Here is a 23,921-nt window from a genome sequence, read left to right as displayed (position 1 = left end):
CGCTACACAAAAGGCGCCTTCGGTTTCAAGCCAGGCGCGGCCGGGCAGAGGATCGGGGAACCGAAGATTATAGCTTTTTTTTCAGGACCGCCTCATCGGCCTTGCTCAGGCGGCCGGCGGCGCGTGCGGCGGCAATCAGGTCGGGCCGCCGGGCGGCCGTGATGGCCAGGCGCTGGTCGCGGCGCCAGCGCTCGATCTGCACGTGGTGCCCCGACAGCAGCGGCGCCGGCACGCCCTGCCCGTTCCATTGCTCCGGCCGGGTGTAGTGCGGGCAATCGAGCAGGCCGTCGAGCGAGGGATTGAAGCTGTCCTGCACATGGCTGGCCTCGTCGCCCAGCACGCCGGGCTGCAGCCGCGCCACGGCATCGAGCAGCGCCATGGCCGCGATCTCGCCGCCCGAGAGAACGAAGTCGCCGAGGCTGACCTGGTGCGTCACCCGCGTGTCGATGAAGCGCTGGTCGATGCCTTCGTAGCGCCCGCAGACCAGCACCGCGCCCTCGCTGGCCGACCAGCGCTCGACCGCTTCGTGGCGCAAAGTCTCGCCAATGGGCGAGAACAGCACGACCGGCGCCTGCGAGCCGCGCGCGGCCAGCGCCGCGTCGAGGCAGGCCGACAGCGGCTCGGCCATCATCACCATGCCGGGGCCGCCGCCAAAGGGCCGGTCGTCCACGCGCTTGTAGTTGCCCTGCGCGAAATCGCGCGGGTTCCAGAGCACGACCTCGACCTGCTTCGACTCGTAGGCGCGGCGCGTCACGCCGCTGGCCATGAAGGGCGCGAACAGTTCGGGAAAGAGCGTGAGGACGTCGAAGCGCATGCGCGCGAGCCCGCAATCAGAAATCGGGCTGCCAGTCGACCGTGATGAGGCGGCCGGCGAGGTCGACCTTGTCGACGAAGACCGAGACGAAGGGCACCATGCGTTCGATGGCCTTGCCGTCTTCCTCGGCCGCGAGCACCAGCGTGGTCTGCGGGCCAGTGGCGAGCAATTCGCGCACCGTGCCGAGCGCCACGCCTTCGCGGTTGACCACCGCAAGGCCGATCAGGTCGACCCAGTAGTACTCGTCGTCGCCGGCCGTGGGAAAGCTCGAGCGCGGCACGAACACGCGCGCGCCGCGGAGCGCCTCGGCCGCGTTGCGGTCAGGCACGTCCTCGGAGGAGGCGACGATGCAGTCGGAATGTTCCTTGGCTTCGCGGATCGCGAGCCGGAAAGCCGCGGTTGCCGAGGCTCCGGGAGCCTGCAGGAACCAGCGCTTGGAAGAAAAAAGCGCCTCGGGCTGGGCGCTGTGGGGCAGGACCTTGAACCAGCCCTTGATGCCCCATGCATCGGCGATGCGTCCTACCTCGATCGCATCCGCCGGCAATTCGGCGGCTTCGAGTGCGGGCAGCATCGGCGTGCCGGGCAGCTTAGGCAGCTGCCTTGGGGGCTGCGGCTGCGGCTTGCTTGATCAGGCGCAGGACCGTGGGCGAAGCTTGTGCGCCAACGCTCTTCCAGTAGGCCAGGCGGTCCTGGGCAATACGGATGCTTTCTTCGTTTTCCTTGGCGGTCGGGTTGTAGAAACCCAGGCGCTCGATGAAACGGCCATCGCGGCGAACGCGCTTGTCCGACACGACGATGTTGAAGAACGGACGGCCTTTGGAGCCGCCGCGGGAAAGTCGAATGACGACCATGATTTATCCTTGGGTGGTGCAGCAAGCCCGTTTTTTTGACAAGAGGCCCGCTCACAGTGTTCTTTCAACGTCGAGACACGCGACATGGCCACCCGGCCAGCGACACGCTGAAAAGCCTGCGATTATAGCCCGACCTGCGTTTTCTCCGAATTTCCGCGCCCGCCGCATTCCGTTTGCCACCTGCATGACCCTCACCATCCGCCCCAGCCGCGACCAAGACATCGCGGCCATCACGGCCATCTACGCCCACCACGTGCTGACCGGCACCGGCACCTTCGAGACCGAAGCTCCCTCTGCCGCCGACATGGCCGCGCGGCGCGCCGACGTGCTCGGCAAGAACCTGCCCTACCTCGTGGCCGAAGAAGATGGCGAAGTGTTGGGTTTTGCCTACTGCAACTGGTTCAAGCCGCGCCCGGCCTACCGCTTTTCGGCCGAAGACTCGATCTACATGTCCGAAGCCGCACGCGGCAAGGGCCTGGGCGCCCAGCTGCTGGCCGCCCTCTCGCAGGCCGCCGAAGCGGTGGGCGTGCGCAAGCTGATCGCCGTCATCGGCGATTCGGCCAATGCCGGCTCGGTCGGCGTGCACCGCAGCCAGGGCTTCACGCACGTGGGCGTGCTCAAGGACTGCGGCTGGAAGTTCGGCCAATGGCGCGACGTGGTCCTGATGGAAAAGGTGCTCGGCGAAGGCAGCACCACCCAACCCGAATGAAAAACAAGACCATTGCCGCCTGGCTCTCCTTCCTGGGCGGCCCGCTGGGCCTGCACCGGTTCTACCTGCGCGGCATCGGCGACTGGCTCGGCTGGCTGCTGCCCATTCCCACGGCGCTCGGCCTGTACGGCATCGAGCGCGCGCGCATGTACGGCCTGGACGACGGCTGGAGCTGGGTGCTGATTCCGCTCCTGGGCTTCACCATCGCGGGATGCGCGCTGACGGCCATCGTCTACGGCCTCATGGCGCCCGAGAAGTGGAACGCCCGCTTCAACGGCAGCGCACCTTCGGACGCCGCGCCGGGCCGCACCAACTGGGCCACGATCGGCGCCGTGGTGCTGGCGCTCCTGTTCGGCACCACGGTGCTGATGGCCAGCATCGTGTTCAGCTTCCAGCGCTACTTCGAACACCAGGTCGAAGAGGGCCGGAAGATCTCGCAATAGCCGGCCGCAGCGCGCGCCGGAAACTCAGAAGATCTGCAGGCTGATCCAGTAGGCGATGGCGGCCACGAAGGCCGACGCGGGGATCGTGAAGATCCAGGCCCAGACGATGTTGCCCGCCACGCCCCAGCGCACCGCGCTCGCGCGCTGCGCGGAACCCACACCGACGATGGCGCCGGTGATGGTGTGGGTGGTCGACACCGGAATGCCCAGCGCGGTGGCCAGGAACAGCGTGAGCGCGCCGCCCGTTTCCGCGCAGAAGCCGCCCACGGGCTTGAGCTTGGTGATCTTCTGGCCCATGGTCTTCACGATGCGCCAGCCGCCGAACATGGTGCCCAGCGCAATCGCGGCGTAGCAGCTCACGATGGTCCAGGTCGGCGGGCTCGCGTCGGTGGCCGAGGCGTAGCCGGTGGCGATCAGCAGCATCCAGATGATGCCGATGGTCTTCTGCGCGTCGTTGCCGCCGTGGCCCAGGCTGTAGGCCCCGGCGGACACCAGCTGCAGCCGCCGGAACCAGCGGTCGATGCGCGAGGGCGTGGCGCGCCGGAAGCCCCAGGCCACCAGCACCATCATCATCGAGCCCAGCACGAAGCCGAGGAAGGGCGAAACGAAGATGAAGGCCACGGTCTTCCAGATGCCCGACGCCACCAGGCCGCCGGTACCGGTCTTGGCGATCACGGCGCCCACGATGCCGCCGATCAGCGCGTGCGACGAGCTGCTCGGAATGCCGTAGTACCAGGTCACGAGGTTCCAGCTGATGGCGCCCACGAGCGCGCCGAAGACCACGTGCACATCGACCACGCCCGGCTGGGCGATGCCCTTGCCGACCGTTGCCGCCACGCTCAGGTGGAAGATGAAGATCGCGACCAGGTTGAAGAAGGCCGCGAACAGCACGGCGTGGCCCGGCTTGAGCACGCCGGTCGACACCACGGTGGCGATCGAGTTCGCCGCATCGTGGAAGCCGTTCATGAAGTCGAACAGGATCGCCAGCGCGACCAGCACCATCACCACCCAGAGGGCGACCTGAACCGTTGCCATCGATGCTTACCGCTCAGGAATTCTCGAGGACGATGCCCTCGATGACGTTGGCCACGTCCTCGCACTTGTCGGTGATCGTCTCGAGCAATTCGTAGATTGCCTTGAGCTTGATCACCTCGCGCACGTCGGGCTCCTCGCGGAACAGCTTGCTCATGGCACTGCGCATCACGCGGTCGGCGTCCGATTCGAGGCGGTCGATTTCCTCGCAGGTCTTGAGCGTGGCCTCGGCCACCGCCGGGTCGGCGATCTTGCCGAGGAACTTGACGGCGTCCTTCAGGCGGTCGCAGCACTTCACGCTCAGCGCCGTGAGGCGCACGATCTCGTCGGTCATGTGGCGCACGTCGTACAGCGCCATGGTCTCGGCCGAGTCCTGGATCAGGTCGGCCACGTCGTCCATCGTATTGATGAGCTTGTGGATCTGCTCGCGGTCGATCGGCGTGATGAAGGTCTTGTGGATCAGCCGGTTGACGTCATGCGTGACGCGGTCGGCCGCACGCTCGGCATTGTCGACGTCGCGGTTGTACTGCTCGCGCAGGTGCACGTCGCTGTAATTGGCCACGAGTTGCTCGAACGCCCGCGCCGCTTCGACGATGCGCTCGGCGTGCTGGTTGAACATCTCGAAAAAATTCCCCTCGCGGGGCAGCAGCTTGCCGAACATGGCGCTCTCCTGGGTTCGCCGCTGCCACAAATGCGTGACAACGTCATGAAAAACCGCGCAAGTGTAATGGGCGGCGCAAAGCCGCCCGGCCGGCGGGGTTCGCCGCCCCTGGCCGCTCAGTCGCGAATCCGCTCGATGACCTGCGAGGAAACGCGGGCAAGCGCCGCGCGCGGCACCTTGTCGGGCGCGATCTCGGCAAGCGGCTTCAGCACGAAGGCGCGGTCGCGCATGCGCGGGTGGGGCAAGGCCAGCGCGGGCGTGTCCTTGATCGCGTTGCCGTGCATCAGCAGGTCGAGGTCGAGCGTGCGCGGCGCATTGGGAAAGGGCCGCTCGCGGCCGGCCTGCTCCTCCAGCAGGTGCAGCTCGGCCAGGAAGGCCTCGGCCGTGAGCCCGGTCCGCACGGCCACCACGGCGTTGATGAAATCGGGCCCGGCCGCATCGACCGGCGCGCTGCGGTAGAGCGACGAGCGCGCCGTCACCACGGTGCGCTCGATGGTGCCGATGGCGTCCATGGCCGCCGTCACGGCGGCCCGGGCGTCGCCGAGGTTGGCGCCGATGGCGACGAAGGCCTGCACGGTCGGATAGTCCTCGCGCGTGCGGCGAGGGGGCGCACCGGCGGACCCGGCCTTGCCCGCGGGCCGGCTGGGCGCGCGCCGCGCGGGCGCCGGTCCGCTGCTCTTCGGCTTCGGCGAAGGGCCGCCGCGCGATGGCGGCCGTCCCTGGCCGCCGCCGCTCTTGCCGTCCTTCGGCCGGTTCGGTGCGCTCATTCGGCTGCGGCGCTCCCGCCGCCCTCGCCGCCGCCATCACCACCACCGCCGGTGCGCGGCTTGCGGCGGCGCCGGCGCTTGCGCGGCGCGGCCGGCTCGCCATCGGGCGGCACGGCGCCGGCCTCGACCTCGACTTCCTCGGCCTCGTCGCCCTGACGGGTGTCGGCCTCGGGCTGGCGCTGGCGCGGCGCCGGTTCGCCGCGGGAGGGCTTGGGCGCGACCGGGTCGCGCGTTCGCACGCGCTGGCGGGTCTTCTGCTCGTCGCGCACCTGCTCCAGCAGGTCTTGCTGGCGCACGTCGTCGGCGGTGCTGAACTCCTGCCACCACTCGGCGATGGCCTCGCTGACCTCGCCCACGTCGGCGCGCAGCCGCATGAAGTCGAAGGCGGCGCGGAACCGCGCCTGGTCGACCAGGCTGTAGGGCGTGGAGCCGGTGCGCTTGTCGAAGCGCGGCTGCATCATCCAGATCTCGCGCATGTCGGCGGCGAGCTTGCCGCGGCCCGACACATCGCCGATGCGGGCATTGAACACGTCGTCGATCGCGTCCTGCAGCGCCGGGAATGGCGGCTGCGGGCGCTGGCCGTGCCGGCCCTCGACGCGCTGGGCCCAGCCGTCGCGCACGTCGGCCCACAGCACGCAGGCCAGAAGGAAGCTCGGCGCCACGGGCTTGCCTTCGCCGACGCGGCGGTCGGTGTCCTGCAGCGCCGCCTTCACGAAGGGCTGGTCGGCCCGCTCCACCACCACGTCGAGCAGCGGATAGATGCCCTTGGCGAGGCCCAGCTTGCGCAGTTGCTCGACCGTGGCAATGGCATGGCCGGTCTGCAGCAGCTTGAGCATTTCGTCGAACAGGCGGCTCTGCGGCACGTCGGCCAGCAGCTTGCTCGACTCGACCAGCGGCGCGGCCGTCTTGGCTTCCATCTTGAAGCCCAGCGCCGCGAGCTTGGCCGAGAAGCGGATCGCGCGGATGATGCGCACCGGGTCTTCGCGGTAGCGCGTGGCCGGGTCGCCGATCATGCGCAGCGTGAGCTTCTGGGCGTCGCGGATGCCGTTGTGGTAGTCGACCACGACCTGGTTGGCGGGGTCGTAGTACATGGCGTTCACGGTGAAGTCGCGGCGCGCCGCGTCTTCCTCCTGCGGGCCCCAGACGTTGTCGCGCAGCACGCGGCCGCTGGCGTCCACCGCATGCTTCATGCTCGCGAGCTCGCCCTTGCTGGTGCGCTCGTTGCCGGCCACCTGCTCGGCGGCGGCGTTGTCCATGTAGGCGCGGAAGGTCGAGACCTCGATCACCTCGTGCTCGCGGCCGCGGCCGTACACCACGTGCACGATGCGAAAGCGCCGCCCGATGATGAAGGCACGCCGGAAGAGCGACTTGACCTGCTCGGGCGTGGCGTTGGTGGCCACGTCGAAGTCCTTGGGGCGCAGCCCCAGCAGCAGGTCGCGCACCGCGCCGCCCACCACGTAGGCCTCGTAGCCGGCCTGCTGGAGCGTGGTGACGACGTTCCTGGCACGTTCGTCGACCAGGGCTGGATCGATCTTGTGAACCTCTGCCGGCACCTCCTGGCGCTTGCCGAAGCGGCTCTTGCCCTGTGCGCCGCCGGCCGATTTGCCGAGCAGCTTGTCGATGAATTTCTTGATCATTGTTGGTTGAAGCTCTTCTCTATTCGTTTTCGAGCATGGATCGGATCAGCGGGATCGTGATCGCGCGCTGTGTCTGAAGGGCATAGCCGTCGAGCTGCGTGAGCAGCTCCATCAGGCTGCCCAGGTCGCGGCTGAAGCGGTGCAGCATGTAGTCGAGCACCTCGTCCGACAGCATGACGCCGCGCGTGTCGGCGGCCTGGCGCAGCACCGCGCGGCGTTCGCTTTCGCTCAGCACCTGCAGGTGGAACACATGGCCCCAGCCCAGCCGGGTGCGAAGGTCCTCGCGCAGCGGCAGGTCGGCCGGCGGCAGCGCGCCCGCGGCCACCACGCCGCGCTGCAGCGTCTGCGCGTTGACGAACCAGTTGAAGGCCGCGTGCTGCTGCACGGCGGTGTAGAGGTGCACGTCGTCGAGCAGCACGGCACCCCAGCGCTCGTCGAATTCGGGCGGCTCCAGCACGCCGGCATGCAGCCAGCCCACGCTCGCGCCCTGCTCGCGCAGCGCCACACGCACCGATTCGAGCAGATGGGTCTTGCCGCTGCCGCCTTCGCCCCAAAGATAGGTGGGCACGGGAGAGTGGGGCACGGCGCTGCCGGCGCCGCCCACCCACAGTTGCAGGTGCCGCAGCGCCGCCTCGTTCGGGCCGGCAAAAAAAGCGTCGAAGCTGGGGCCCGTCGCAATGCCGATATCGAGCGCGAGCTGTTTCATCCCGGGAAGGTTCATGGAGGGGGCCCGGAGGGCCCTTAAAATCGTGAGGAATTCTATCGGCCCGGCCGCTTCGGTCGCCGGCGCCTCCACCTTCCCGCCCTTCTCGACACCGTCCGACCATGACTTCCCCCACGCCCACCCCGCTCAGCTACAAGGATGCAGGTGTCGATATCGATGCCGGCGACGCACTGGTCGACCGCATCAAGCCGCTCGCCAAGAAGACCCTGCGCGAAGGCGTGCTGGCCGGCATCGGCGGCTTTGGCGCGCTGTTCGAGGTGCCCAAGCGCTACAAGGAGCCGGTGCTGGTGAGCGGCACCGACGGCGTGGGCACCAAGCTCAAGCTGGCCTTCGAATGGAACATGCACGACACGGTCGGCATCGACCTGGTGGCCATGAGCGTCAACGACGTGCTGGTGCAGGGCGCCGAACCCCTCTTCTTCCTTGACTATTTCGCCTGCGGCAAGCTCGAGGTGGACACGGCCGCGGCCGTGATCGGCGGCATCGCCCGCGGCTGCGAGATTTCCGGCTGCGCGCTGATCGGCGGCGAAACCGCCGAAATGCCCGGCATGTACCCGGCCGGCGAGTACGACCTGGCGGGCTTCGCGGTCGGCGCGGTCGAAAAGTCGAAGATCCTCACGGGCCAGAACGTGAAGCCCGGCGACGTGGTGCTGGGCCTGGCCTCGGCCGGCGTGCATTCCAATGGCTTCAGCCTGGTGCGCAAGGTGATCGAACGCGCCGGGGCCGACCTGCCCGCCACGCTCGACGGCAAGCCGTTCCGCGAAGCCGTGATGGAACCCACCCACCTCTACGTGAAGCCGGTGCTCGAGGCGCTGGCCAGGCACCCGATCAAGGCGCTGGCCCACATCACGGGCGGCGGCCTGCTCGAGAACATTCCGCGCGTGCTGCCCGAAGGCACGGCCGCCCACCTCAGGAAGGGCAGCTGGCCGCAGACCGAACTCTTCGCCTGGCTGCAGAAGGTGGCCGGCATCGACGACATCGAGATGAACCGCACCTTCAACAACGGCATCGGCATGGTGGTGGTGATCGACGCGGCCGAGGCCGCAGCCTGCGCTGCCACGCTGCGCACGGCCGGCGAATCGGTGTTCGAGATCGGCACCATCGCCGAGCGCGGCACGGGCGCCGCCGTCGTGGTTGGCTGATTTCCTCGCTCCGAGGCTCGCCAGCGCAGCACCCGGACCCTGATGGCCAAGCCCTCCCTCGCCACTTTCGAAACCAAGCCCCAGCCCGCCTCGCGCAACGTGGTGCTGGCCAGCTACCTGCTGATGCCGGCCGCGCTGCTGCTGGTGATGTGGCAGCACCTGCTGCCCGGCCTGCTGTGCGTGTGCATCGGCTTCCTGGCCACCCGCTGGTTCACGCGGCTGATCGTCGGCGGCCTGGCGCGGCTGAAGCTGCCGTTCGAACGTGCCGACGTGCCGGCCCGGGTGCTGGCCGTCACGCTGGTGCTGCTGGCGCCCATCGCGCTGATCTCCCTGGGCCTGTCGCAGGCGCGCGAGTACATCCTCGACGCGCCCGACCAGTACCGCGAGCTGCTCGACTACACGGCGCGCACGGTGCTCGAACTGCGGCTCAAGCTCCCACCCGAAATTGCGGTCTACCTGCCCGAAGGCGCGGCCGAAGTGCAGCGCGTGGTGGCCAACTACCTGCGCGCGCAGGCCGGTTCGCTGGCGCTGGCCGGACGGGCATGGCTCGGCGGCCTGCTGTTTGCCTACGTGGGGCTCATCGTGGGCGGGCTGGCGGCCATTGCGCCTTCGCCGCTGCAGCGCCGGCCGCTCGCCGCGCAGCTGCACCGGCGCATCGCGATCTTCGGCGAGGCCTTCGGCCAGATCGTGGCCGCGCAGTTCTGGATCGCGGCCTTCAACACGCTGCTGACCGCCATCTTCCTGCTGTTCCTGATGCCGCTCTGGGGCCCTCACCTGCCCTACACGCCGGCCCTGATCACGCTGACCTTCGTGGCGGGCCTGGTGCCCATCGTCGGCAACCTGGTCTGCAACTCGGTGATCACGCTGGTGGCGCTGTCGGTGTCGCCCGTGACGGCGCTGGCCTGCCTGGCGTTCCTGATCATCATCCACAAGGCCGAATACGTGATCAACGCCAAGGTGGTCGGCAGCCGCACGCAGATGCGGGTGTGGGAACTGCTGGCAGTGATGTTCGTGGCCGAGGCGGTGTTCGGCCCGGCCGGGCTGGTGGCGGCGCCGCTTTTCTATGCGTACCTCAAGAAAGAGCTGCAGGCCGCAGGCCTGGTTTAGCCCTGATGTCCTGATTTGATCGGTTCTGGTCCGCTTCGGCGCGGACCATGCGCTGGCGGCGCAGAAGAATAGGCGGCATCATCCACTTCGCCCTTTCGAGCCCACGCCATGAAATCCTGTCTGATTGTGATCGACGCGCAGGAATCGTTTCGCCAGCGCGCCTACTGGTCCGAACACGTCGCGCAGCCCTATTTCGCCGCCCAGAACGCGCTGATCGAGGGCTGCCTGGCCGCCGGCCTTCCGATCGTGCGCATCTTCCACGTCGACGGTCCCGCCACTGCGAGCCATCCTTTCGCGGTCGAATCGGGCCTGGTGCGGCCGATCGAAGGCCTGGCGGCTTTCGAGGCGGCGGCCACCTTCACCAAGCACCGCCACAGCGCGCTGGTCAACAGCGGGCTCGACATCTGGCTCACGCAGCAGGGCATCGGCCGGCTGATCGTGAGCGGCATCCGCACCGAGCAATGCTGCGAAACCACCGCGCGCCACGCCTCGGACCTGGGCTGGGAGGTCGACTACGTGACCGAGGCCACGCTGACCTTCGACATGCCGCAGCCCGACGGCCAATCGCTTGCCGCGGCCGACATCAAGGCGCGCACGGCGGCCGTGCTGGACGGCCGGTTCGCCACCGTCTGCAGCGTGGCGCAGGCACTGCAACGCGCCGGAATCGAAACCGGCGAAAGCGTGGCCGCATGACCTTGCGTGTTCGAATCCTCGCCTACGACGGCGTCGAGGCCCTCGACTTCGCGGGGCCGTTCGAGGTGTTCACCACCGCAAGCCGCGTGAGCCAGCGCATGAATCCCGGCGCGCCGGCGCCTTTCGAGGTTGCCTCGGTGGCGCTGGGCGCCAACGAGCCGGTGCAGGCGCGCGCCGGCCTGCGCCTGCTGGCCGACCACGACCTGGCCGCGAATCCAATGGCCGACCTGCTGGTCGTGCCCGGCGGCGTGGTCGATGCCCCGATGGCAAGCCCCGCCACGCTGCGCTGGATCGCCGATTGCGCGGCCGGCGCGCAGCTGGTCGCCTCGGTCTGCACCGGCGTCTTCCTGCTCGCCAAAAGCGGCGTGGCCGTGCGCGAAGCCGTGACCACCCATTGGGAAGACATCGCGGACTTGCGCGAGCAGTTCCCCTTGCTCGACGTGCGCGAAAACGAGCGCTGGGTCGACAGCGGCCGCATCGTCAGCTCCGCGGGCATCAGCGCGGGCATCGACATGAGCCTGTACCTGGTCGAACGCCTGGCCGGCCACCCGCTGGCCGAGCGCACCGCGCGCCAGATGGACTACGCATGGATCTCCAGCAGCAGCAGCAGCAAAAGCCCATCCGCGTAGTGTTCGTGCTGCTGCCGGGCAGCCTGGTGCTCGACTGGGCCGGCCCGGCCGAGGCGCTGCGCATCGCGAACCAGCGGCTGCGTGCGGCGGGCCAGCCCGAGCGCTTCGAGATCGAATTCGCCAGCCCGCGGCCCACGTCGATCGGGTCGGTCGGCGTGGCACTCGCCAACCTCTCGCCCTTGCCGGCGCAATGGCATGGCCCGGCCTGGGTCGTGCTGGTCGGACTGCCCGGAGACACCATCCCGATCGACAACGCCGAGACGCAGGAGCTGCTGCACTGGCTGCGCGGCCAGCGCTTCGAACGCGGCCGGCTCGAACTGGTCACGGTCTGCGCCGGTGCACTGCTGGCCGCGCATGCCGGCGCGCTTTCGGGCCGCCGTGCGACCACGCACCACCATCACCTGGACGAACTGCGCGCAGTGGAGCCGCGCTGCGAGGTGGTCGCCAACCGCGTGTTCGTGATCGATCCGCCGGTGTACAGCAGCGCGGGCGTCACCACCGGCATCGACCTGGTGCTGCACCGCATTGCCGACCTGTGCGGCGAAGCGCTGGCCGCCCAGGTGGCGCAGACGATGGTGGTGGCGCAGCGGCGCGGCCCGCACGATCCGGAGCTGTCGCCCTTCCTGGCCCACCGCAACCACCTGCATGCCGCGCTGCATCGCGTGCAGGACGCCGTCAGCGAGCAGCCGCAGGCCGACTGGAGCGTGCCGCGGATGGCCGAAGTGGCGCATACCTCGGCGCGGCACCTGACGCGGCTGTTCGTCGAGCACGCGGGCGTGGCGCCGCTGGCCTACCTGCGCCGGCTGCGGCTGGCGGCCGCGCAGCTGGCGCTGGCCTCGGGCGCGAGCGTGACGCGGGCGGCGGAAATCTCGGGCTTCGGCTCTGACACGCAGCTGCGGCGCGCCTGGCACCAGTTCGGATTGCCTGGCTCGCCTTCGGCCTCGGCATCGAAGGCGTAGCAGCTCTGCCGGCCCCGCGAGGAGTTTCAGCCCTGCACAGCCGCGCAGGCCCGCGCACGCGCCAGCAGCAGGGTCCGCTCGCGCGTGTTGCGCGTGAGCGAGGCGGCGCGGTCGAATTCCTTTTGCGCCTCGGCGCGGCGGCCGAGCTTCAAGAGCAGGTCGCCGCGCACCGCCGGCAGCAGGTGGTAGGCCTGCAAGGCCGGCTCGCCCACGAGCGCATCCACCACCTCGAGCCCCGCGGCCGGCCCGAAGGCCATCGACAGCGCCACCGCGCGGTTCAATTCGACGATGGGCGACGGCGACAGCTCGGCCAGCGCGTCATAGAGCGCGGCGATGCGCGGCCAATCGGTTTCTTCGGCCGTGCGCGCACGGCCATGGCAGGAGGCAATGGCCGCCTGCAGCGCATACGGGCCGAAGGCACCGCCGAGCGCCTCGGCACGCGCCAGTGCCGCCAGGCCGCGGCGGATCAGCATGTGGTCCCAGCGTGCGCGATTCTGCTCGAGCAGCAGCACCGGCTCGCCCGAGGCCCCCACGCGCGCGGCCGTGCGCGAGGCCTGGATTTCCATCAGCGCCACCAGGCCATGCACTTCCGAGGCATCGGGCATGAGCTCGGCCACGATGCGGCCCAGGCGCATGGCTTCCTCGCACAGCGCGGGACGCATCCAGTCGTCGCCGGCCGTGGCCGAGTAGCCTTCGTTGAAGATCAGGTAGAGCACCTCGAGCACCGAGGCGAGCCGCGCCTGGAGCTCATGCCGGCGCGGCACCTCGAAGGGCACGCGCGCTTCGAGCAGCGTGCGCTTGGCCCGCACGATGCGCTGCGCCACGGTGGCTTCGGGCACGAGAAAGGCGCGCGCAATTTCGTCGGTGCCGAGGCCGCCCATCAGGCGCAGCGTGAGCGCCACGCGCGCCTCGGTCGAAAGCACCGGGTGGCAGGCGGTGAAGACCAGCCGCAGCAGGTCGTCGCCGATGTCGTCGTCGATGGCCGCATCGACGGCTTCGGCGAAATCGGCCTGGGCCATCTCGTGCTGCGCATCGAGCTCGCGGCCGATCTCGGGCGCCTTGTGCTCGGCCAGCTGCCGATGCCGCAGCCGGTCGAGCGCGCGGCGCTTGGCCACGGCCGTGAGCCAGGCGGCGGGGTTGTCGGGCGCGCCTTTTTCGGGCCATTGCTCGAGGGCCGACACCAGCGCGTCCTGCGCCAGTTCCTCGGCCAGGCCCACGTCGCGCACCATGCGCGCGACGGTGGCGATGATCTTCGCGGATTCGATGCGCCACACCGCCTCGATGCTGCGGTGGACGGCGGCCTCGCCACCTCCGCCGCCGCGGCCCTCGGAAGCACCCATGGCTCAGGTCTTCTTGACCGCCTGCATCGACGCGAATTCGGAGGTCAGCGCCTGCACGTCGGGCGGGAAGTCGGCAATTTCCTGGATCTGGCGGACCTCGATGACCTCGTTCTCGCTGCCGGGGCAGCGCGTGGCCCATTCGATGGCGTCGGCGCGCGAGGGCACGTCGATGATCCAGTAGCCGCCGAGCACCTCCTTGGCCTCGGCAAAGGGGCCGTCGACCACCTTGGGCTTGCGGCCCGGAAAGCTCACGCGCGCGCCCATCGAGGGCGGATGCAGGCCGTCGCAGCTGATCAGCACGCCGGCCTTCTGCATCGACTCGTTGTAGGCCATCATGGCCGCCACCGCATCGACGTCGTCGGGAATGGTGCCGGGCGCGGCGCTTTCGTAGCCGTGGGGAATCATCAGCAGCATGAATCGCATGGCGGTCTCCTTCGGTGCGGCGCTGCCGTTCAGCGGCCGGCCTTGGCCCGGGCCTCGGATTCGGCGCGCAGGCGCTCTTCCTGCGCCAGCAGCTCGGGCGTCATCGAGTCGCCGAAATCGGAGGCTTCGAACACCTGGCGGATCTCGATCTCGCCCTCCTGGAACGGGCTGCGCTTGATCCACTCGATGGCTTCCTCCTTCGACTTGACCTGCAGCAGCCAGAAGCCCGCGAGCAATTCCTTCGTCTCGGCGAAAGGACCGTCGATCACGGTGCGCTTGAGGCCTTCGCAGCGCACGCGTGCGCCCCTGGATGACGGGTGCAGCCCTTCGCCCGCGAGCAGCACGCCGGCCTTGACCAGCTCCTCGTTGAACTTGCCCATGGCGGTGAGCACTTCGGTGCTCGGCATCACGCCGGCTTCGGAATCCTTGTTGGCCTTGACCAGAACCATGAATCGCATGTCGTTTCTCCTGAAGGTTGATGAAATCGGGAGGCACTGAAACCGCGCGCTCCTGTTCACACGTCGCACGAGCGCAAGCCCGATCGACACGCCTGCCTCGATCAATTTGTAATTTTATGTATCAGAGCTTCAGGGCAGGTAGCCGCAGAAGCGCAGCACATGCCCGTCGGGCTCGCGGATGGCGAATTCGCGCAGGCCCCAGGGCTGCGAGACGGGCGGCTCGATCACCGTGACGCCGCGCTTCGCATAGGCCGCGTGCAGGCCGTCGATGTCCTTGCCCACGTGGATCACGATCTCGCCGCGCCAGGGCGGCGCCCCGCGGGTGTTGCACTGCCACAGCCGCAGGTAGACCGGGTCGCCGTAGCTGCGGTCGCCCTTCTTGACCCGTGCATAGCTCGGCGGTTCGCCGGCGATGAAGTCGATCTCGAAGCCCAGCACGTCGCGGAACCAGCGCGCGGCGCGCGCGGCGTCGGACACCGGCAGCACCGGCTGCACGCCGTGGAATTCATGCAGGGTGCCGAGATCGGGGGCGTCGGCCACGCCGGTGCTGGCGGCCATCAGTCGGATTCGCGCCGCAGCGCCGCGACGCGCTCTGCAATGACATCGACGTCGAGCGCGTCTTCCGCATGCGCGAGGTAGGTTTCCAGGTCGCGCACGGCGGCTGCGGTGTTGCCCTGCTCGGCATGCGCGATGCCGCGGTCGCGGTACTCGCCCCAGGCGTTGGGCAGCAGTGCGATCAGGCGGTCCTGCACGGCGATGGCGCGCTGCCAGTCTTCCTGCGCGCGGTGCACTTCCTTCAGGTTGCGCAGCATGCGCCCGATGATCTCGCGCGAACTGGCGGGCTGCAGGTACAGGCCCAGCGGCACGTCGAAATCGCCGACCAGCCCGTTGCTGCGCTTGTAGGGTTCGAGCCGCTCGCCGAGTTCTTCGCGCGAGAGCGACTTGCCGGTGAAGGGGTCGATCACCACCTGCCCCTTCGGCAGCGTGACCTTGAGCATGAAGTGGCCCGGAAAGCCGATGCCGCGCGCCTGCAGGCCCAGCCCCTGCGCAAGCTCCATCCACAGCACCGCGAGCGAAATGGGAATGCCGCGGCGCGTGCGCAGCACGGCGTTCAGGTAGCTGTTGTCGGGGTCGTAGTAGTCGTTGACGTTGCCGCCGAAGTTCAGGTCGTTGAAGAAGAACTGGTTGAGCGCGCGCAGCCGCGCGAGCGGTGCGGCATCGGCCGGCAGCCGGCGCTTCAGGCGCGCGAGCAGTTGGTCGACGTCGCCCAGCACCTGCTGCACGTCGAGGTCGGGGTATTCGTCCTGTGCGAGGCTGGCGGCCGCCTCCAGCAGCGGAAAGTGCTCGTCGCTCTGCACCAGCGATTCGAAATACGCCAGGGCCGTGGGAACCTGAAAGCTGAACGTCATGTGTCTTTGTAGAGGAGCATTCGGGGAGCGTCAAGGCGGTGTTTTCAGCTTGCGCAAGCCGAAAAACCGCCCGTTGGGTAAAGCCGCGCCAGGCGCCCTCTTACCGGCGCATGAAACTGCGAAGCCGCACGCCCAGCGCCGTGAGCACCGCGAAATACAGCAGCGCCGCGCCGGCGATCAGCGCGGCCAGCAGGCCGATGCGCAGCAAGCGCTGCTCGCGCAGGCCGATCCAGTCGAAGTGGCGCGAACCCCAGGCCAGCAGGGCCGCCAGCACCAGCATGCCCGCCAGCACCTGCAGCGCGAACCTGCCCCAGCCGGGTTCGGGCTTGTAGCTGCCGCGGCGGATCAGGCCGACCAGCAGCCAGATCGCATTGACCAGCGCGCCGATGGCAATCGTCAGCGTGAGCGCCGCATGCTGCAGCACCGGCACCAGGAAGACATTGAGGACCTGGGTCAGCACCAGCACGCCCACGGCGATCAGCATGGGCGTGCGCGTGTCCTGCCTGGCGTAGTAGCCGGGCGCGAGCACCTTGATGGCCACCAGCCCGACCAGCCCGACGCCGTAGCCCATCAGCGCCACGGTGGTGCGCTGCACGTCCTCGCCCTGGTAGGCGCCGTTGTGGAACAGCACGGCCACCAGCGGCTTCGCAAAGAGCAGCAGAGCGACGGCGCACGGCGCCGACAGCAGCACCACCAGCCGCAGGCCCAGGTCGAGCAGCGACGAGTAGCGCGCATCGTCCTTGGCCGCGCGGGCGCCGGCCAGCTGCGGCATCAGCACCACGCCCAGCGCCACGCCGAGCATCGCGGTCGGGAATTCCATCAGGCGGTCGGCGTTGCCGATCCAGGTCACGCTGCCGACCGCAAGGTGCGAGGCGATCTGCGTGTTGATGAGCAGCGAGATCTGCGCCACGCTCACGCCCAGCAGGGCGGGCAGCATCAGCTTCAGCACCTGGCGCGTGGCGGGGTCGCGCCAGGCGTCGCCCAGCGCCTTGAAACCCGTGCCGATGCGCGGCATGAGGCCCAGCGCGCGCAGCGCCGGAACCTGGATGGCCAGCTGCAGCACGCCGCCGACCAGCACGCCCACGCACTGGGCATAGATCGGCTCGATGCCGTAGCGGCGGAACAGCGGCGCCCCGACCACGATCGCCAGGATCAGCGCGATGTTGAGCAGCACCGGCGAGGCGGCCGGCACCGCGAACTTGCGCCAGGTGTTCAGGATGCCGCCCGCCAGCGCCACCAGCGACATGAAGCCGATGTAGGGAAACATCCAGCGCGTCATGACCACGGCCGCGTCGAAGCCCGCCAGCCCGCTGGCCATGGCCCACACCAGCAGCGGCGCGCCAGCCACGCCGGCCACGCAAACCACCACCAGCGCCCAGGTCAGCAGCGTGGCGACGTGGTCGATCAGCGCCTTGGCGCCCTCCTGGCCGGCCTCGGTCTTGCGCGCCGCGAGCACCGGCACGAAGGCCTGGCTGAAGGCGCCTTCGCCGAAAACCCGCCGGAACAGGTTGGGAATGCGAAAGGCGACGTTGAACGCGTCGGTCAGCGCGCTGACGCCGAACACCGAGGCAAAAAGCACGTCGCGCACGAGGCCCGTGATCCGCGAAGCGAGCGTCAGCAGGGATACGGTGGAAGCGGATTTGAACAGGGACACGGGGCGAGTGTAGGGCCCGCCAAGCCCCGATTCGGCGAAAAAGGCAACCCGGCCTATAATGGAGGGCTTTGCTGCATCATCCTCAGACACCTAAGGAACCAAACCATGGCATCCGCCAAGCCCAAGAAAAAGAACCCGCGCCTCGCCTCCGGCCGTAAGCGCGTCCGCCAGGACACCAAGCTCAACGCTGCGAACACCTCGCTGCGCTCCAAATACCGCACCGCCGTGAAGAATGTCGAAAAGGCCGTCCTGGCCGGCGACAAGACCAAGGCAAGCGAACTCTTCGCGAAGGCCCAGAGCATCGTCGACACCGTCGCCGACAAGGGCATCTTCCACAAGAACAAGGCTGCTCGCGACAAGAGCCGCCTGTCGGCGAAGGTCAAGGCCCTCGCCCTCGCGCCTGAAAAGGCCGCCGCCTGACACCTGTCAGGCAAGCCCGGACCGGAATCCTCCGGTCCGCCGTTTGATCGGGGTGCGCTGCAGCAAAGTGTAAAAAACCGCCTTCGGGCGGTTTTTTCATGTCCGATCGCTTCCTTCCTGCCGGAGGAAGCCGCCCGCTCAGGCCTTGGGCGGCGCGTCCGGCACGTCGGGCACCAGGCAGGCCTCGGCCACCTGCAGGTCGTTGTCGCGCGCGAAGTTCACGCAGAAGTCCCAGGCCATGGGCTCGGCGTCGCGCAGTGCGCGGTTCACCACCACGCACTTGACCCCGTTGATGGTGGTCGGAATGCACCAGGGCGAATAGCTCAGGTGGCTGCCCGGATAGGCGCCGCCGGGGCGGAAGGAGCACATCACGCCGGCCAGCCGCTCGGCCCAGTCGCTGGGGCGGAAAGTCCGGCCATCGTGGGTGATGCCCTGGATGAAGATTTCTTTGGCAGTGGGGGAAATCATCGTTGAATGAGGCGCCCGCAGCAGGTGCTGCGGTGCAACAAGCGATTCTATCCGGGCGCCTTTCGCCTCCCGGGAAGCGGGCATTGCTGTAATGCGGAATCCTCAACGAAGCCGTCAAAGCGCACGCCTAGAATCCGCGGTTCCCTATCTGGAGAACCGAATGAGCGCTACCGCCCAGCCCACCTCGCCCCACGTCATGAACACCTACGGTCGCCTGCCGATCGCGCTGTCGCACGGCCAGGGCTGCCGAGTCTGGGACACCGCGGGCAAGGCCTACCTCGACGGCCTCGGCGGCATTGCCGTGAATACGCTGGGCCACAACCACCCCGAGCTGGTGCCCGCGCTGCAGGACCAGATCAGCAAGCTGATCCACAGCTCCAACTACTACCACGTGCCCGGCCAGGAACAGCTGGCCGCCAAGCTGACCGAGCTGTCGGGCCTGACCAACGCCTTCTTCTGCTGCACCGGCCTGGAAGCCAACGAGGCGGCCCTGAAGCTCGCGCGCAAGTTCGGCCATGACAAGGGCATCGAGCGGCCCGAGATCGTGGTGTACGAAGCCGCTTTCCACGGCCGCAGCATCGCCACGCTGTCGGCCACCGGCAACCCGAAGGTGCAGGCCGGCTTCGGCCCGCTGGTCGAGGGCTTCATCCGCGTGCCGCTGAACGACATCGAGGCCCTGAAGAAAGCCACCGAAGGCAACCCCAACGTGGTCGCCGTGTTCTTCGAGACCATCCAGGGCGAAGGCGGCATCAACCCGATGCGCTGGGAATACCTCAAGCAGGTGCGCGCCCTGTGCGACCAGCGCGACTGGCTCATGATGATCGACGAAGTGCAATGCGGCATGGGCCGCACCGGCAAGTGGTTCGCGCACCAGTGGGCCGGCATCAAGCCCGACGTGATGCCGCTGGCCAAGGGCCTGGGCTCGGGCGTGCCGATCGGCGCCGTGGTGGCCGGCCCCAAGGCCGCCCACATCTTCGGCCCCGGCAACCATGGCACCACCTTCGGCGGCAATCCGCTTGCGATGCGCGCCGGCATCGAGACCATCCGCATCATGGAAGAGCACAAGCTGCTCGAGAACGCCGCCACCGTGGGCGAGCACCTGAAGGCCGCGCTCGAACGCGAGATCGGCGGCCTGGCCGGCGTGAGGGAAATCCGCGGCCAGGGCCTGATGCTGGGCATCGAGCTCGACCGGCCCTGCGGCGTCATCCTGAACCGCGCCTGCGACGCCGGCCTGCTGCTGAGCGTGACGGCCGACAAGGTGATCCGCCTGGTGCCGCCGCTCATCCTGAGCATTGCCGAGGCCGACGAGATCGTCGCGATCCTCGCGCCCATCGTCAAAACATTCCTGTCGGAGCCCGCAGCGCAATGACGACCGCCACCACGCCCAACGCCATCCGCCACTACCTGCAGTTCTCGGACTTCACGGCCGACGAATACGCCTATCTTTTCGATCGCATGGCGATCATCAAGAAGAAGTTCAAGACCTACGAGAAGCACCAGCCCCTGACCGACCGCACGCTGGCCATGATCTTCGAGAAGGCCAGCACGCGCACCCGCGTGAGCTTCGAGGCGGGCATGTACCAGCTCGGCGGCAGCGTGGTGCACCTGACCACCGGCGACAGCCAGCTCGGCCGCGCCGAGCCCATCGAGGACAGCGCCAAGGTCATCAGCCGCATGGTCGACCTGGTGATGATCCGCACCTACGAGCAGACCAAGATCGACACCTTCGCCGCGCACTCGCGCGTACCTGTCATCAACGGCCTGACCAACGAATTCCACCCCTGCCAGATCCTCGCGGACATCTTCACCTACATCGAGCACCGCGGCTCCATCCAGGGCAAGACGGTGGCCTGGGTCGGCGACGGCAACAACATGGCCAACACCTGGCTGCAGGCCAGCGAGATCCTCGGCTTCAAGGTGCACGTGAGCACGCCCAGCGGCTACGAGGTCGACCAGTCGGTGGCGGGCCTGCGCTCGGCCGACAGCTACCAGGTCTTCAAGGACCCGATGGAAGCCTGCCGCGGCGCCGACCTGGTGACCACCGACGTCTGGACCAGCATGGGCTACGAGTCCGAGAACGAGGCGCGCCGCAAGGCCTTTGCCGACTGGTGCGTCGACGAGGACATGATGCGCATCGCCCAGCCCGACTCGCTCTTCATGCACTGCCTGCCGGCTCACCGCGGCGAGGAGGTGCAGGCCGAGGTCATCGACGGTCCGCAGTCGGTGGTGTGGGACGAGGCCGAGAACCGGCTCCATGCGCAGAAGGCGCTGATGGAGTTTCTGCTGCTGGGGCGGCTCTGAGCTCCTGACCGAAGGCGCAGCCGCGTGTCCCATTGCCAGCAATGTGGCGCCTGCTGCGCCAGCTACCGCGTCGACTTCAGCATCCATGAACTCGACGACAACGGCGGCAGGGTGCCCTCCGGCCTTGCGGTCGATGTGAACGGCGCCCTCTGCCGCATGCGCGGCACCGACCACACGCCGCCGCGCTGCGCCGCGCTCACCGGCAAGATCGGCCAGGCCGTGGCCTGCGGCATCTACGAATGGCGCCCCAACCCCTGCCATGAGCTGCAGGCCGGCAGCGGCGCCTGCGAGCGGGCCCGCGCGCGCCATGGGCTGCCGGGGCTGCCTTCCTGAGCCGGTCGATCATCTCGTCACGCCGTGTGTTGGAAATAACCGACACCACGACCCCCCGCCCGGCGCTAACTTTGCGCCATGCGTTCCCTGCAACCCCAACTCCGCCTCTGGGACATCTCGCCGCCCGTGCATGAAGGCGCGCCGGTGTTCCCCGGCGACACGCCCTACCAGCAGCGCTGGGCCGCGACCATTTCGCCCGACTGCCCGGTCAACGTCAGCGAGATCAAGCTTTCACCGCATGTCGGCGCGCATGCCGACGCGCCGCTGCACTACGACGCCGAAGGCCGGGCCATCGGCCTCGTCGACCTTGCGCCCTTCCTCGGCCCGTGCCGGGTGATCCACGCCATTGCCAAGGGGCCGCTGATCGAGTGGGAGCACATCGCGCACGCCGTCACGAGCCAGATGCCGCAGCGCGTGCTCGTGCGCACCTATGCCGCGATGCCCGTCGAGCATTGGGACCCGCAGCTCGCGGCCTATGCGCCCGCCACCGTCGAGCGGCTCGCGGCCATGGGCGTGAAGCTCATCGGCATCGACACCGCGAGCATCGACCCGGCCGACAGCAAGACGCTGGAAAGCCACCAACGCATCCGCCGCCTCGACCTGCGCGTGCTCGAGAACCTCGTGCTCGACGACGTGCCTGAAGGCGACTACGAACTCATCGCGCTGCCGCTCAAGCTGGTCAGCGCCGATGCCTCCCCGGTTCGCGCCGTGCTGCGCGAATTTCCCCGCTGAAAACCTCCACCATGACAACCCTCGAAGACTGCCGCGCGCTCGACGCGCAAGACCCGCTGCGCGCCCTGCGCGACCAATTCATCATTCCCGAGGGCGTGCTCTACCTCGACGGCAACTCGCTCGGCGTGCTGCCAAAGGCCGCGCCCGCACGCATCGCCGAGGTGGTGGCCAAGGAATGGGGCGAAGGCCTGATCCGCTCGTGGAACACCGCGAGCTGGTTCGACCTGCCACAGCGCCTGGGCGACAAGGTGGCACGGCTGATCGGCGCCGCGCCCGGCGAAGTGGTGTGCACCGACAGCACCTCGGTCAATCTCTACAAGGTGCTGTTCGCGGCGCTCTCGCAGCAGAAGGACAGGGGGCGCAAGCTGGTGGTCAGCGAGCGCAGCAACTTCCCGACCGACCTCTACATTGCCGAGTCGCTGTGCCGCGAGCGCGGCTTCACGCTCAAGCTGATCGAGGCGGGCGAGCTGCAAGGCCCGGATTCGGTGCTGACCGATGAAGTGGCCGTGCTGATGCTCACGCACGTGAACTACCGCACCGGCGCCATGCACGACATGAAGGCCGTCACCGCCGCCGCGCATGCCGCCGGCGCGCTCACGGTGTGGGACCTGGCGCACAGCGCGGGCGCCGTGCCCGTGGCGCTCAATGAAAGCAATGCCGACTACGCGATCGGCTGCGGCTACAAGTACCTGAACGGCGGCCCCGGCGCGCCGGCCTTCGCCTGGGTGCACACGCGGCACGCGGGCAAGTTCGAGCAGCCGCTGTCGGGCTGGTGGGGCCATGCCGCGCCCTTCGAGTTCACGCCGCACTATCGCCCCGCGCCGGGCGTGGGCCGCTATCTCTGCGGCACGCAGCCGGTCATCGCGCTGGCGGGGCTGGAGTGCGGCCTGGACACCGTGCTCGCGGCCGAATCCTTCAACGGCGCGAATGGCGCCATGGCCGCGCTGCGCGCCAAGTCGCTCGCGCTCACCGATCTCTTCATCCAGCTGGTCGAAGAACGCTGCGCCGGACAAGGCCTCTCGCTCGTCACGCCGCGCGAGCATGCGCGCCGCGGCTCGCAGGTGTGCCTGAGCCGCGACGAAGGCGCCTACGCCATCGTGCAGGCGCTGATCGCGCGCGGCGTGATCGGCGACTACCGCGCCGGCGATTCGCAGATGCCCGACATCCTCCGCTTCGGCTTCACGCCGCTGTACCTCGGCTTCGAGGACGTGTGGAACTCGGTCGAGCACCTGGTGCAGGTGCTCGAGACGGGCGAGTGGCGGCGCGCCGAATTCAACCGCAAGAACGCAGTGACATGAGCACCGACCAGAACCCCGAGAAGATCGTCCACGAGGAAATGGCGCAGCTGGATTTCAGCGCGTCGATGAGCTATGGCGACTACCTGCACCTGGACGAGATCCTCAACGCGCAGCATCCGCTGTCGCCCGCGCACGACGAGATGCTGTTCATCGTGCAGCACCAGACCAGCGAGCTCTGGATGAAGCTGATGCTGCACGAACTGCGCGCCGCCACCACCTGCATCGCAGGGGAGAAGCTGGCCGACGCCTTCAAGATGCTCGCGCGCGTGAGCCGCATCATGGAACAGTTGGTGAGCGCATGGACCGTGCTCTCGACCATGACGCCGCCCGAGTACACGGCAATGCGGCCCTACCTCGCCAACTCCAGCGGCTTCCAGAGCGCGCAGTACCGCTGCATCGAGTTCGCGCTCGGCAACAAGAACGCCGCCATGCTCAAGCCGCATGCGCACCGGCCCGACCTGCTCGCTCAGGTGGATGCGGCCTACCGCTCGCCGTCGCTCTACGACGAGTCGCTGAAGCTGCTCGCACGGCATGGCCTGCCGGTGCCCGCCGATCACCTGGAGCGCGACTGGACCCAGCCCTACCAGGCCAGCGACGGCGTGGAAGCAGCCTGGCTCACGGTGTACCGCAACCCGCACGACCATTGGGACCTGTACCAGCTCGGCGAAAAGCTCACCGACCTCGAAGACGCCTTCCGCCTCTGGCGCTTTCGCCACGTGACCACAGTGGAGCGCGTGATCGGCTTCAAGCGCGGCACGGGCGGAACCGGCGGCGTGAGCTACCTGCGCAAGATGCTCGACGTGGTGCTGTTCCCCGAAATCTGGAAGCTGCGCACCGATCTGTAAGCTATCGCTTGCCCCGCTTGCCCCATCCGCCCGAAGCGCTACATTCGTTGGCAACAACAACGGAGGCACTGC

General features: G+C 68.5%; 29 protein-coding genes. 14 read left to right on the top strand and 15 right to left on the bottom strand.

Features of this window, described 5'->3' with window-relative positions; genetic code table 11:
• Positions 1 to 67: 67 nt before the first annotated feature.
• The 3 genes from trmD to rpsP are packed head-to-tail and all read right to left on the bottom strand — an operon-like array spanning position 68 to position 1,665.
• On the bottom strand, positions 68 to 814 hold the full coding sequence (gene trmD, locus AC1DSC_RS01130) for a tRNA (guanosine(37)-N1)-methyltransferase TrmD (RefSeq protein WP_012746618.1): 747 nt from the start codon (positions 812 to 814) through the stop codon (positions 68 to 70).
• Between the two features lie 16 nt (positions 815 to 830).
• Complete coding sequence (gene rimM, locus AC1DSC_RS01125) at positions 831 to 1,385, bottom strand: ribosome maturation factor RimM (protein ID WP_021006209.1); 555 nt, start codon at positions 1,383 to 1,385, stop codon at positions 831 to 833.
• A gap of 16 nt (positions 1,386 to 1,401) precedes the next feature.
• On the bottom strand, positions 1,402 to 1,665 hold the full coding sequence (gene rpsP, locus AC1DSC_RS01120) for a 30S ribosomal protein S16 (protein WP_007831311.1): 264 nt from the start codon (positions 1,663 to 1,665) through the stop codon (positions 1,402 to 1,404).
• Positions 1,666 to 1,849: 184 nt separating this feature from the next.
• Here rpsP and AC1DSC_RS01115 point away from each other — a divergent pair, with 184 nt between their 5' ends.
• Together AC1DSC_RS01115 and AC1DSC_RS01110 are read left to right on the top strand one after the other, a co-directional pair.
• On the top strand, positions 1,850 to 2,374 hold the full coding sequence (locus AC1DSC_RS01115) for a GNAT family N-acetyltransferase (protein WP_012746616.1): 525 nt from the start codon (positions 1,850 to 1,852) through the stop codon (positions 2,372 to 2,374).
• A complete protein-coding gene (locus tag AC1DSC_RS01110; RefSeq protein WP_018903297.1) occupies positions 2,371 to 2,817 on the top strand; it encodes an NINE protein in 447 nt (148 codons plus the stop codon). The genes AC1DSC_RS01115 and AC1DSC_RS01110 overlap by 4 nt, the downstream gene beginning before the upstream one ends.
• Positions 2,818 to 2,841: 24 nt before the next feature.
• Here AC1DSC_RS01110 and AC1DSC_RS01105 read toward each other — a convergent pair whose 3' ends face one another.
• The 5 genes from AC1DSC_RS01105 to hda all read right to left on the bottom strand — a co-directional run bounded on the left by AC1DSC_RS01105 (position 2,842) and on the right by hda (position 7,620).
• A complete protein-coding gene (locus AC1DSC_RS01105; RefSeq protein WP_012746614.1) occupies positions 2,842 to 3,852 on the bottom strand; it encodes an inorganic phosphate transporter in 1,011 nt (336 codons plus the stop codon).
• Between the two features lie 13 nt (positions 3,853 to 3,865).
• Positions 3,866 to 4,510: a DUF47 domain-containing protein gene (locus AC1DSC_RS01100; RefSeq protein WP_012746613.1), complete on the bottom strand. Its 645-nt coding sequence runs from the start codon at positions 4,508 to 4,510 to the stop codon at positions 3,866 to 3,868.
• A 116-nt stretch (positions 4,511 to 4,626) separates the two neighbouring features.
• Positions 4,627 to 5,277, bottom strand: a complete 651-nt coding sequence (gene folK / locus AC1DSC_RS01095) for a 2-amino-4-hydroxy-6-hydroxymethyldihydropteridine diphosphokinase (protein ID WP_155736559.1) — start codon at positions 5,275 to 5,277, stop codon at positions 4,627 to 4,629.
• Entirely contained in the window at positions 5,274 to 6,914 is a 1,641-nt protein-coding gene (gene pcnB, locus AC1DSC_RS01090; RefSeq protein WP_062362685.1) for a polynucleotide adenylyltransferase PcnB, read from the bottom strand. Before pcnB ends, folK begins: the two co-directional genes overlap by 4 nt.
• A gap of 19 nt (positions 6,915 to 6,933) precedes the next feature.
• Positions 6,934 to 7,620: a DnaA regulatory inactivator Hda gene (gene hda / locus AC1DSC_RS01085; protein ID WP_026283844.1), complete on the bottom strand. Its 687-nt coding sequence runs from the start codon at positions 7,618 to 7,620 to the stop codon at positions 6,934 to 6,936.
• 119 nt (positions 7,621 to 7,739) lie between these two features.
• Here hda and purM point away from each other — a divergent pair, with 119 nt between their 5' ends.
• The 5 genes from purM to AC1DSC_RS01060 all read left to right on the top strand — a co-directional run bounded on the left by purM (position 7,740) and on the right by AC1DSC_RS01060 (position 12,168).
• Complete coding sequence (gene purM, locus AC1DSC_RS01080) at positions 7,740 to 8,780, top strand: phosphoribosylformylglycinamidine cyclo-ligase (protein WP_062362687.1); 1,041 nt, start codon at positions 7,740 to 7,742, stop codon at positions 8,778 to 8,780.
• A 42-nt stretch (positions 8,781 to 8,822) separates the two neighbouring features.
• On the top strand, positions 8,823 to 9,887 hold the full coding sequence (locus AC1DSC_RS01075) for an AI-2E family transporter (protein WP_012746608.1): 1,065 nt from the start codon (positions 8,823 to 8,825) through the stop codon (positions 9,885 to 9,887).
• A 108-nt stretch (positions 9,888 to 9,995) separates the two neighbouring features.
• Complete coding sequence (locus tag AC1DSC_RS01070; RefSeq protein ID WP_062362693.1) at positions 9,996 to 10,580, top strand: cysteine hydrolase family protein; 585 nt, start codon at positions 9,996 to 9,998, stop codon at positions 10,578 to 10,580.
• On the top strand, positions 10,577 to 11,209 hold the full coding sequence (locus tag AC1DSC_RS01065) for a DJ-1/PfpI family protein (protein WP_062362696.1): 633 nt from the start codon (positions 10,577 to 10,579) through the stop codon (positions 11,207 to 11,209). The genes AC1DSC_RS01070 and AC1DSC_RS01065 overlap by 4 nt, the downstream gene beginning before the upstream one ends.
• Positions 11,167 to 12,168, top strand: a complete 1,002-nt coding sequence (locus AC1DSC_RS01060; RefSeq protein ID WP_062362699.1) for a GlxA family transcriptional regulator — start codon at positions 11,167 to 11,169, stop codon at positions 12,166 to 12,168. The genes AC1DSC_RS01065 and AC1DSC_RS01060 overlap by 43 nt, the downstream gene beginning before the upstream one ends.
• 26 nt (positions 12,169 to 12,194) lie before the next feature.
• Here the strand turns inward: AC1DSC_RS01060 and AC1DSC_RS01055 are convergent, their stop codons facing one another.
• The 6 genes from AC1DSC_RS01055 to murJ form a co-directional block, all read right to left on the bottom strand.
• Positions 12,195 to 13,508 (bottom strand): RNA polymerase sigma factor, encoded by a 1,314-nt coding sequence (locus AC1DSC_RS01055; RefSeq protein ID WP_062362702.1) that lies wholly within the window; start codon positions 13,506 to 13,508, stop codon positions 12,195 to 12,197.
• Positions 13,509 to 13,511: 3 nt separating this feature from the next.
• Entirely contained in the window at positions 13,512 to 13,931 is a 420-nt protein-coding gene (locus tag AC1DSC_RS01050; protein WP_018903287.1) for a YciI family protein, read from the bottom strand.
• Between the two features lie 29 nt (positions 13,932 to 13,960).
• Entirely contained in the window at positions 13,961 to 14,389 is a 429-nt protein-coding gene (locus tag AC1DSC_RS01045; RefSeq protein ID WP_018903286.1) for a YciI family protein, read from the bottom strand.
• 129 nt (positions 14,390 to 14,518) lie between these two features.
• On the bottom strand, positions 14,519 to 14,947 hold the full coding sequence (locus AC1DSC_RS01040) for a bleomycin resistance protein (protein ID WP_018903285.1): 429 nt from the start codon (positions 14,945 to 14,947) through the stop codon (positions 14,519 to 14,521).
• Entirely contained in the window at positions 14,947 to 15,798 is an 852-nt protein-coding gene (locus AC1DSC_RS01035; protein ID WP_012746600.1) for a SirB1 family protein, read from the bottom strand. The genes AC1DSC_RS01040 and AC1DSC_RS01035 overlap by 1 nt, the downstream gene beginning before the upstream one ends.
• A gap of 100 nt (positions 15,799 to 15,898) precedes the next feature.
• Positions 15,899 to 17,452 (bottom strand): murein biosynthesis integral membrane protein MurJ, encoded by a 1,554-nt coding sequence (gene murJ, locus AC1DSC_RS01030; protein WP_062362704.1) that lies wholly within the window; start codon positions 17,450 to 17,452, stop codon positions 15,899 to 15,901.
• A gap of 105 nt (positions 17,453 to 17,557) precedes the next feature.
• On the opposite strand from murJ, the gene rpsT reads away from it, so the two are divergent.
• Complete coding sequence (gene rpsT, locus AC1DSC_RS01025) at positions 17,558 to 17,872, top strand: 30S ribosomal protein S20 (protein ID WP_007831346.1); 315 nt, start codon at positions 17,558 to 17,560, stop codon at positions 17,870 to 17,872.
• A gap of 138 nt (positions 17,873 to 18,010) precedes the next feature.
• On the opposite strand, the gene AC1DSC_RS01020 is transcribed toward rpsT, so the two are convergent.
• The gene (locus AC1DSC_RS01020; RefSeq protein WP_018903283.1) at positions 18,011 to 18,340 is read right to left on the bottom strand and encodes a DUF3579 domain-containing protein; all 330 of its coding nucleotides are present in this window, start codon (positions 18,338 to 18,340) and stop codon (positions 18,011 to 18,013) included.
• Between the two features lie 160 nt (positions 18,341 to 18,500).
• Between AC1DSC_RS01020 and AC1DSC_RS01015 the strand changes: the two genes are divergently transcribed.
• The 6 genes from AC1DSC_RS01015 to kynA all read left to right on the top strand — a co-directional run bounded on the left by AC1DSC_RS01015 (position 18,501) and on the right by kynA (position 23,849).
• Positions 18,501 to 19,709, top strand: coding sequence for an aspartate aminotransferase family protein (locus tag AC1DSC_RS01015; protein WP_062362707.1), 1,209 nt, complete (start codon positions 18,501 to 18,503; stop codon positions 19,707 to 19,709).
• Entirely contained in the window at positions 19,706 to 20,641 is a 936-nt protein-coding gene (argF, locus tag AC1DSC_RS01010; protein ID WP_012746596.1) for an ornithine carbamoyltransferase, read from the top strand. Before AC1DSC_RS01015 ends, argF begins: the two co-directional genes overlap by 4 nt.
• A 24-nt stretch (positions 20,642 to 20,665) precedes the next feature.
• Positions 20,666 to 20,974 carry a YkgJ family cysteine cluster protein gene (locus AC1DSC_RS01005; protein ID WP_018903281.1) on the top strand — a complete coding sequence of 103 codons (309 nt, stop codon included), beginning with the start codon at positions 20,666 to 20,668 and terminating at the stop codon, positions 20,972 to 20,974.
• A 78-nt stretch (positions 20,975 to 21,052) separates the two neighbouring features.
• Positions 21,053 to 21,706 (top strand): arylformamidase, encoded by a 654-nt coding sequence (gene kynB / locus AC1DSC_RS01000; RefSeq protein WP_062362710.1) that lies wholly within the window; start codon positions 21,053 to 21,055, stop codon positions 21,704 to 21,706.
• Positions 21,707 to 21,717: 11 nt separating this feature from the next.
• Positions 21,718 to 23,004: a kynureninase gene (kynU, locus tag AC1DSC_RS00995; protein ID WP_062362713.1), complete on the top strand. Its 1,287-nt coding sequence runs from the start codon at positions 21,718 to 21,720 to the stop codon at positions 23,002 to 23,004.
• Positions 23,001 to 23,849: a tryptophan 2,3-dioxygenase gene (kynA, locus tag AC1DSC_RS00990; RefSeq protein WP_062362718.1), complete on the top strand. Its 849-nt coding sequence runs from the start codon at positions 23,001 to 23,003 to the stop codon at positions 23,847 to 23,849. Before kynU ends, kynA begins: the two co-directional genes overlap by 4 nt.
• Positions 23,850 to 23,921: the final 72 nt, after the last annotated feature.

The sequence above is a fragment of the Variovorax sp. 01N425 genome, from assembly GCF_056399465.1.
This window is presented reverse-complemented; position numbering and strand designations above follow the sequence as displayed.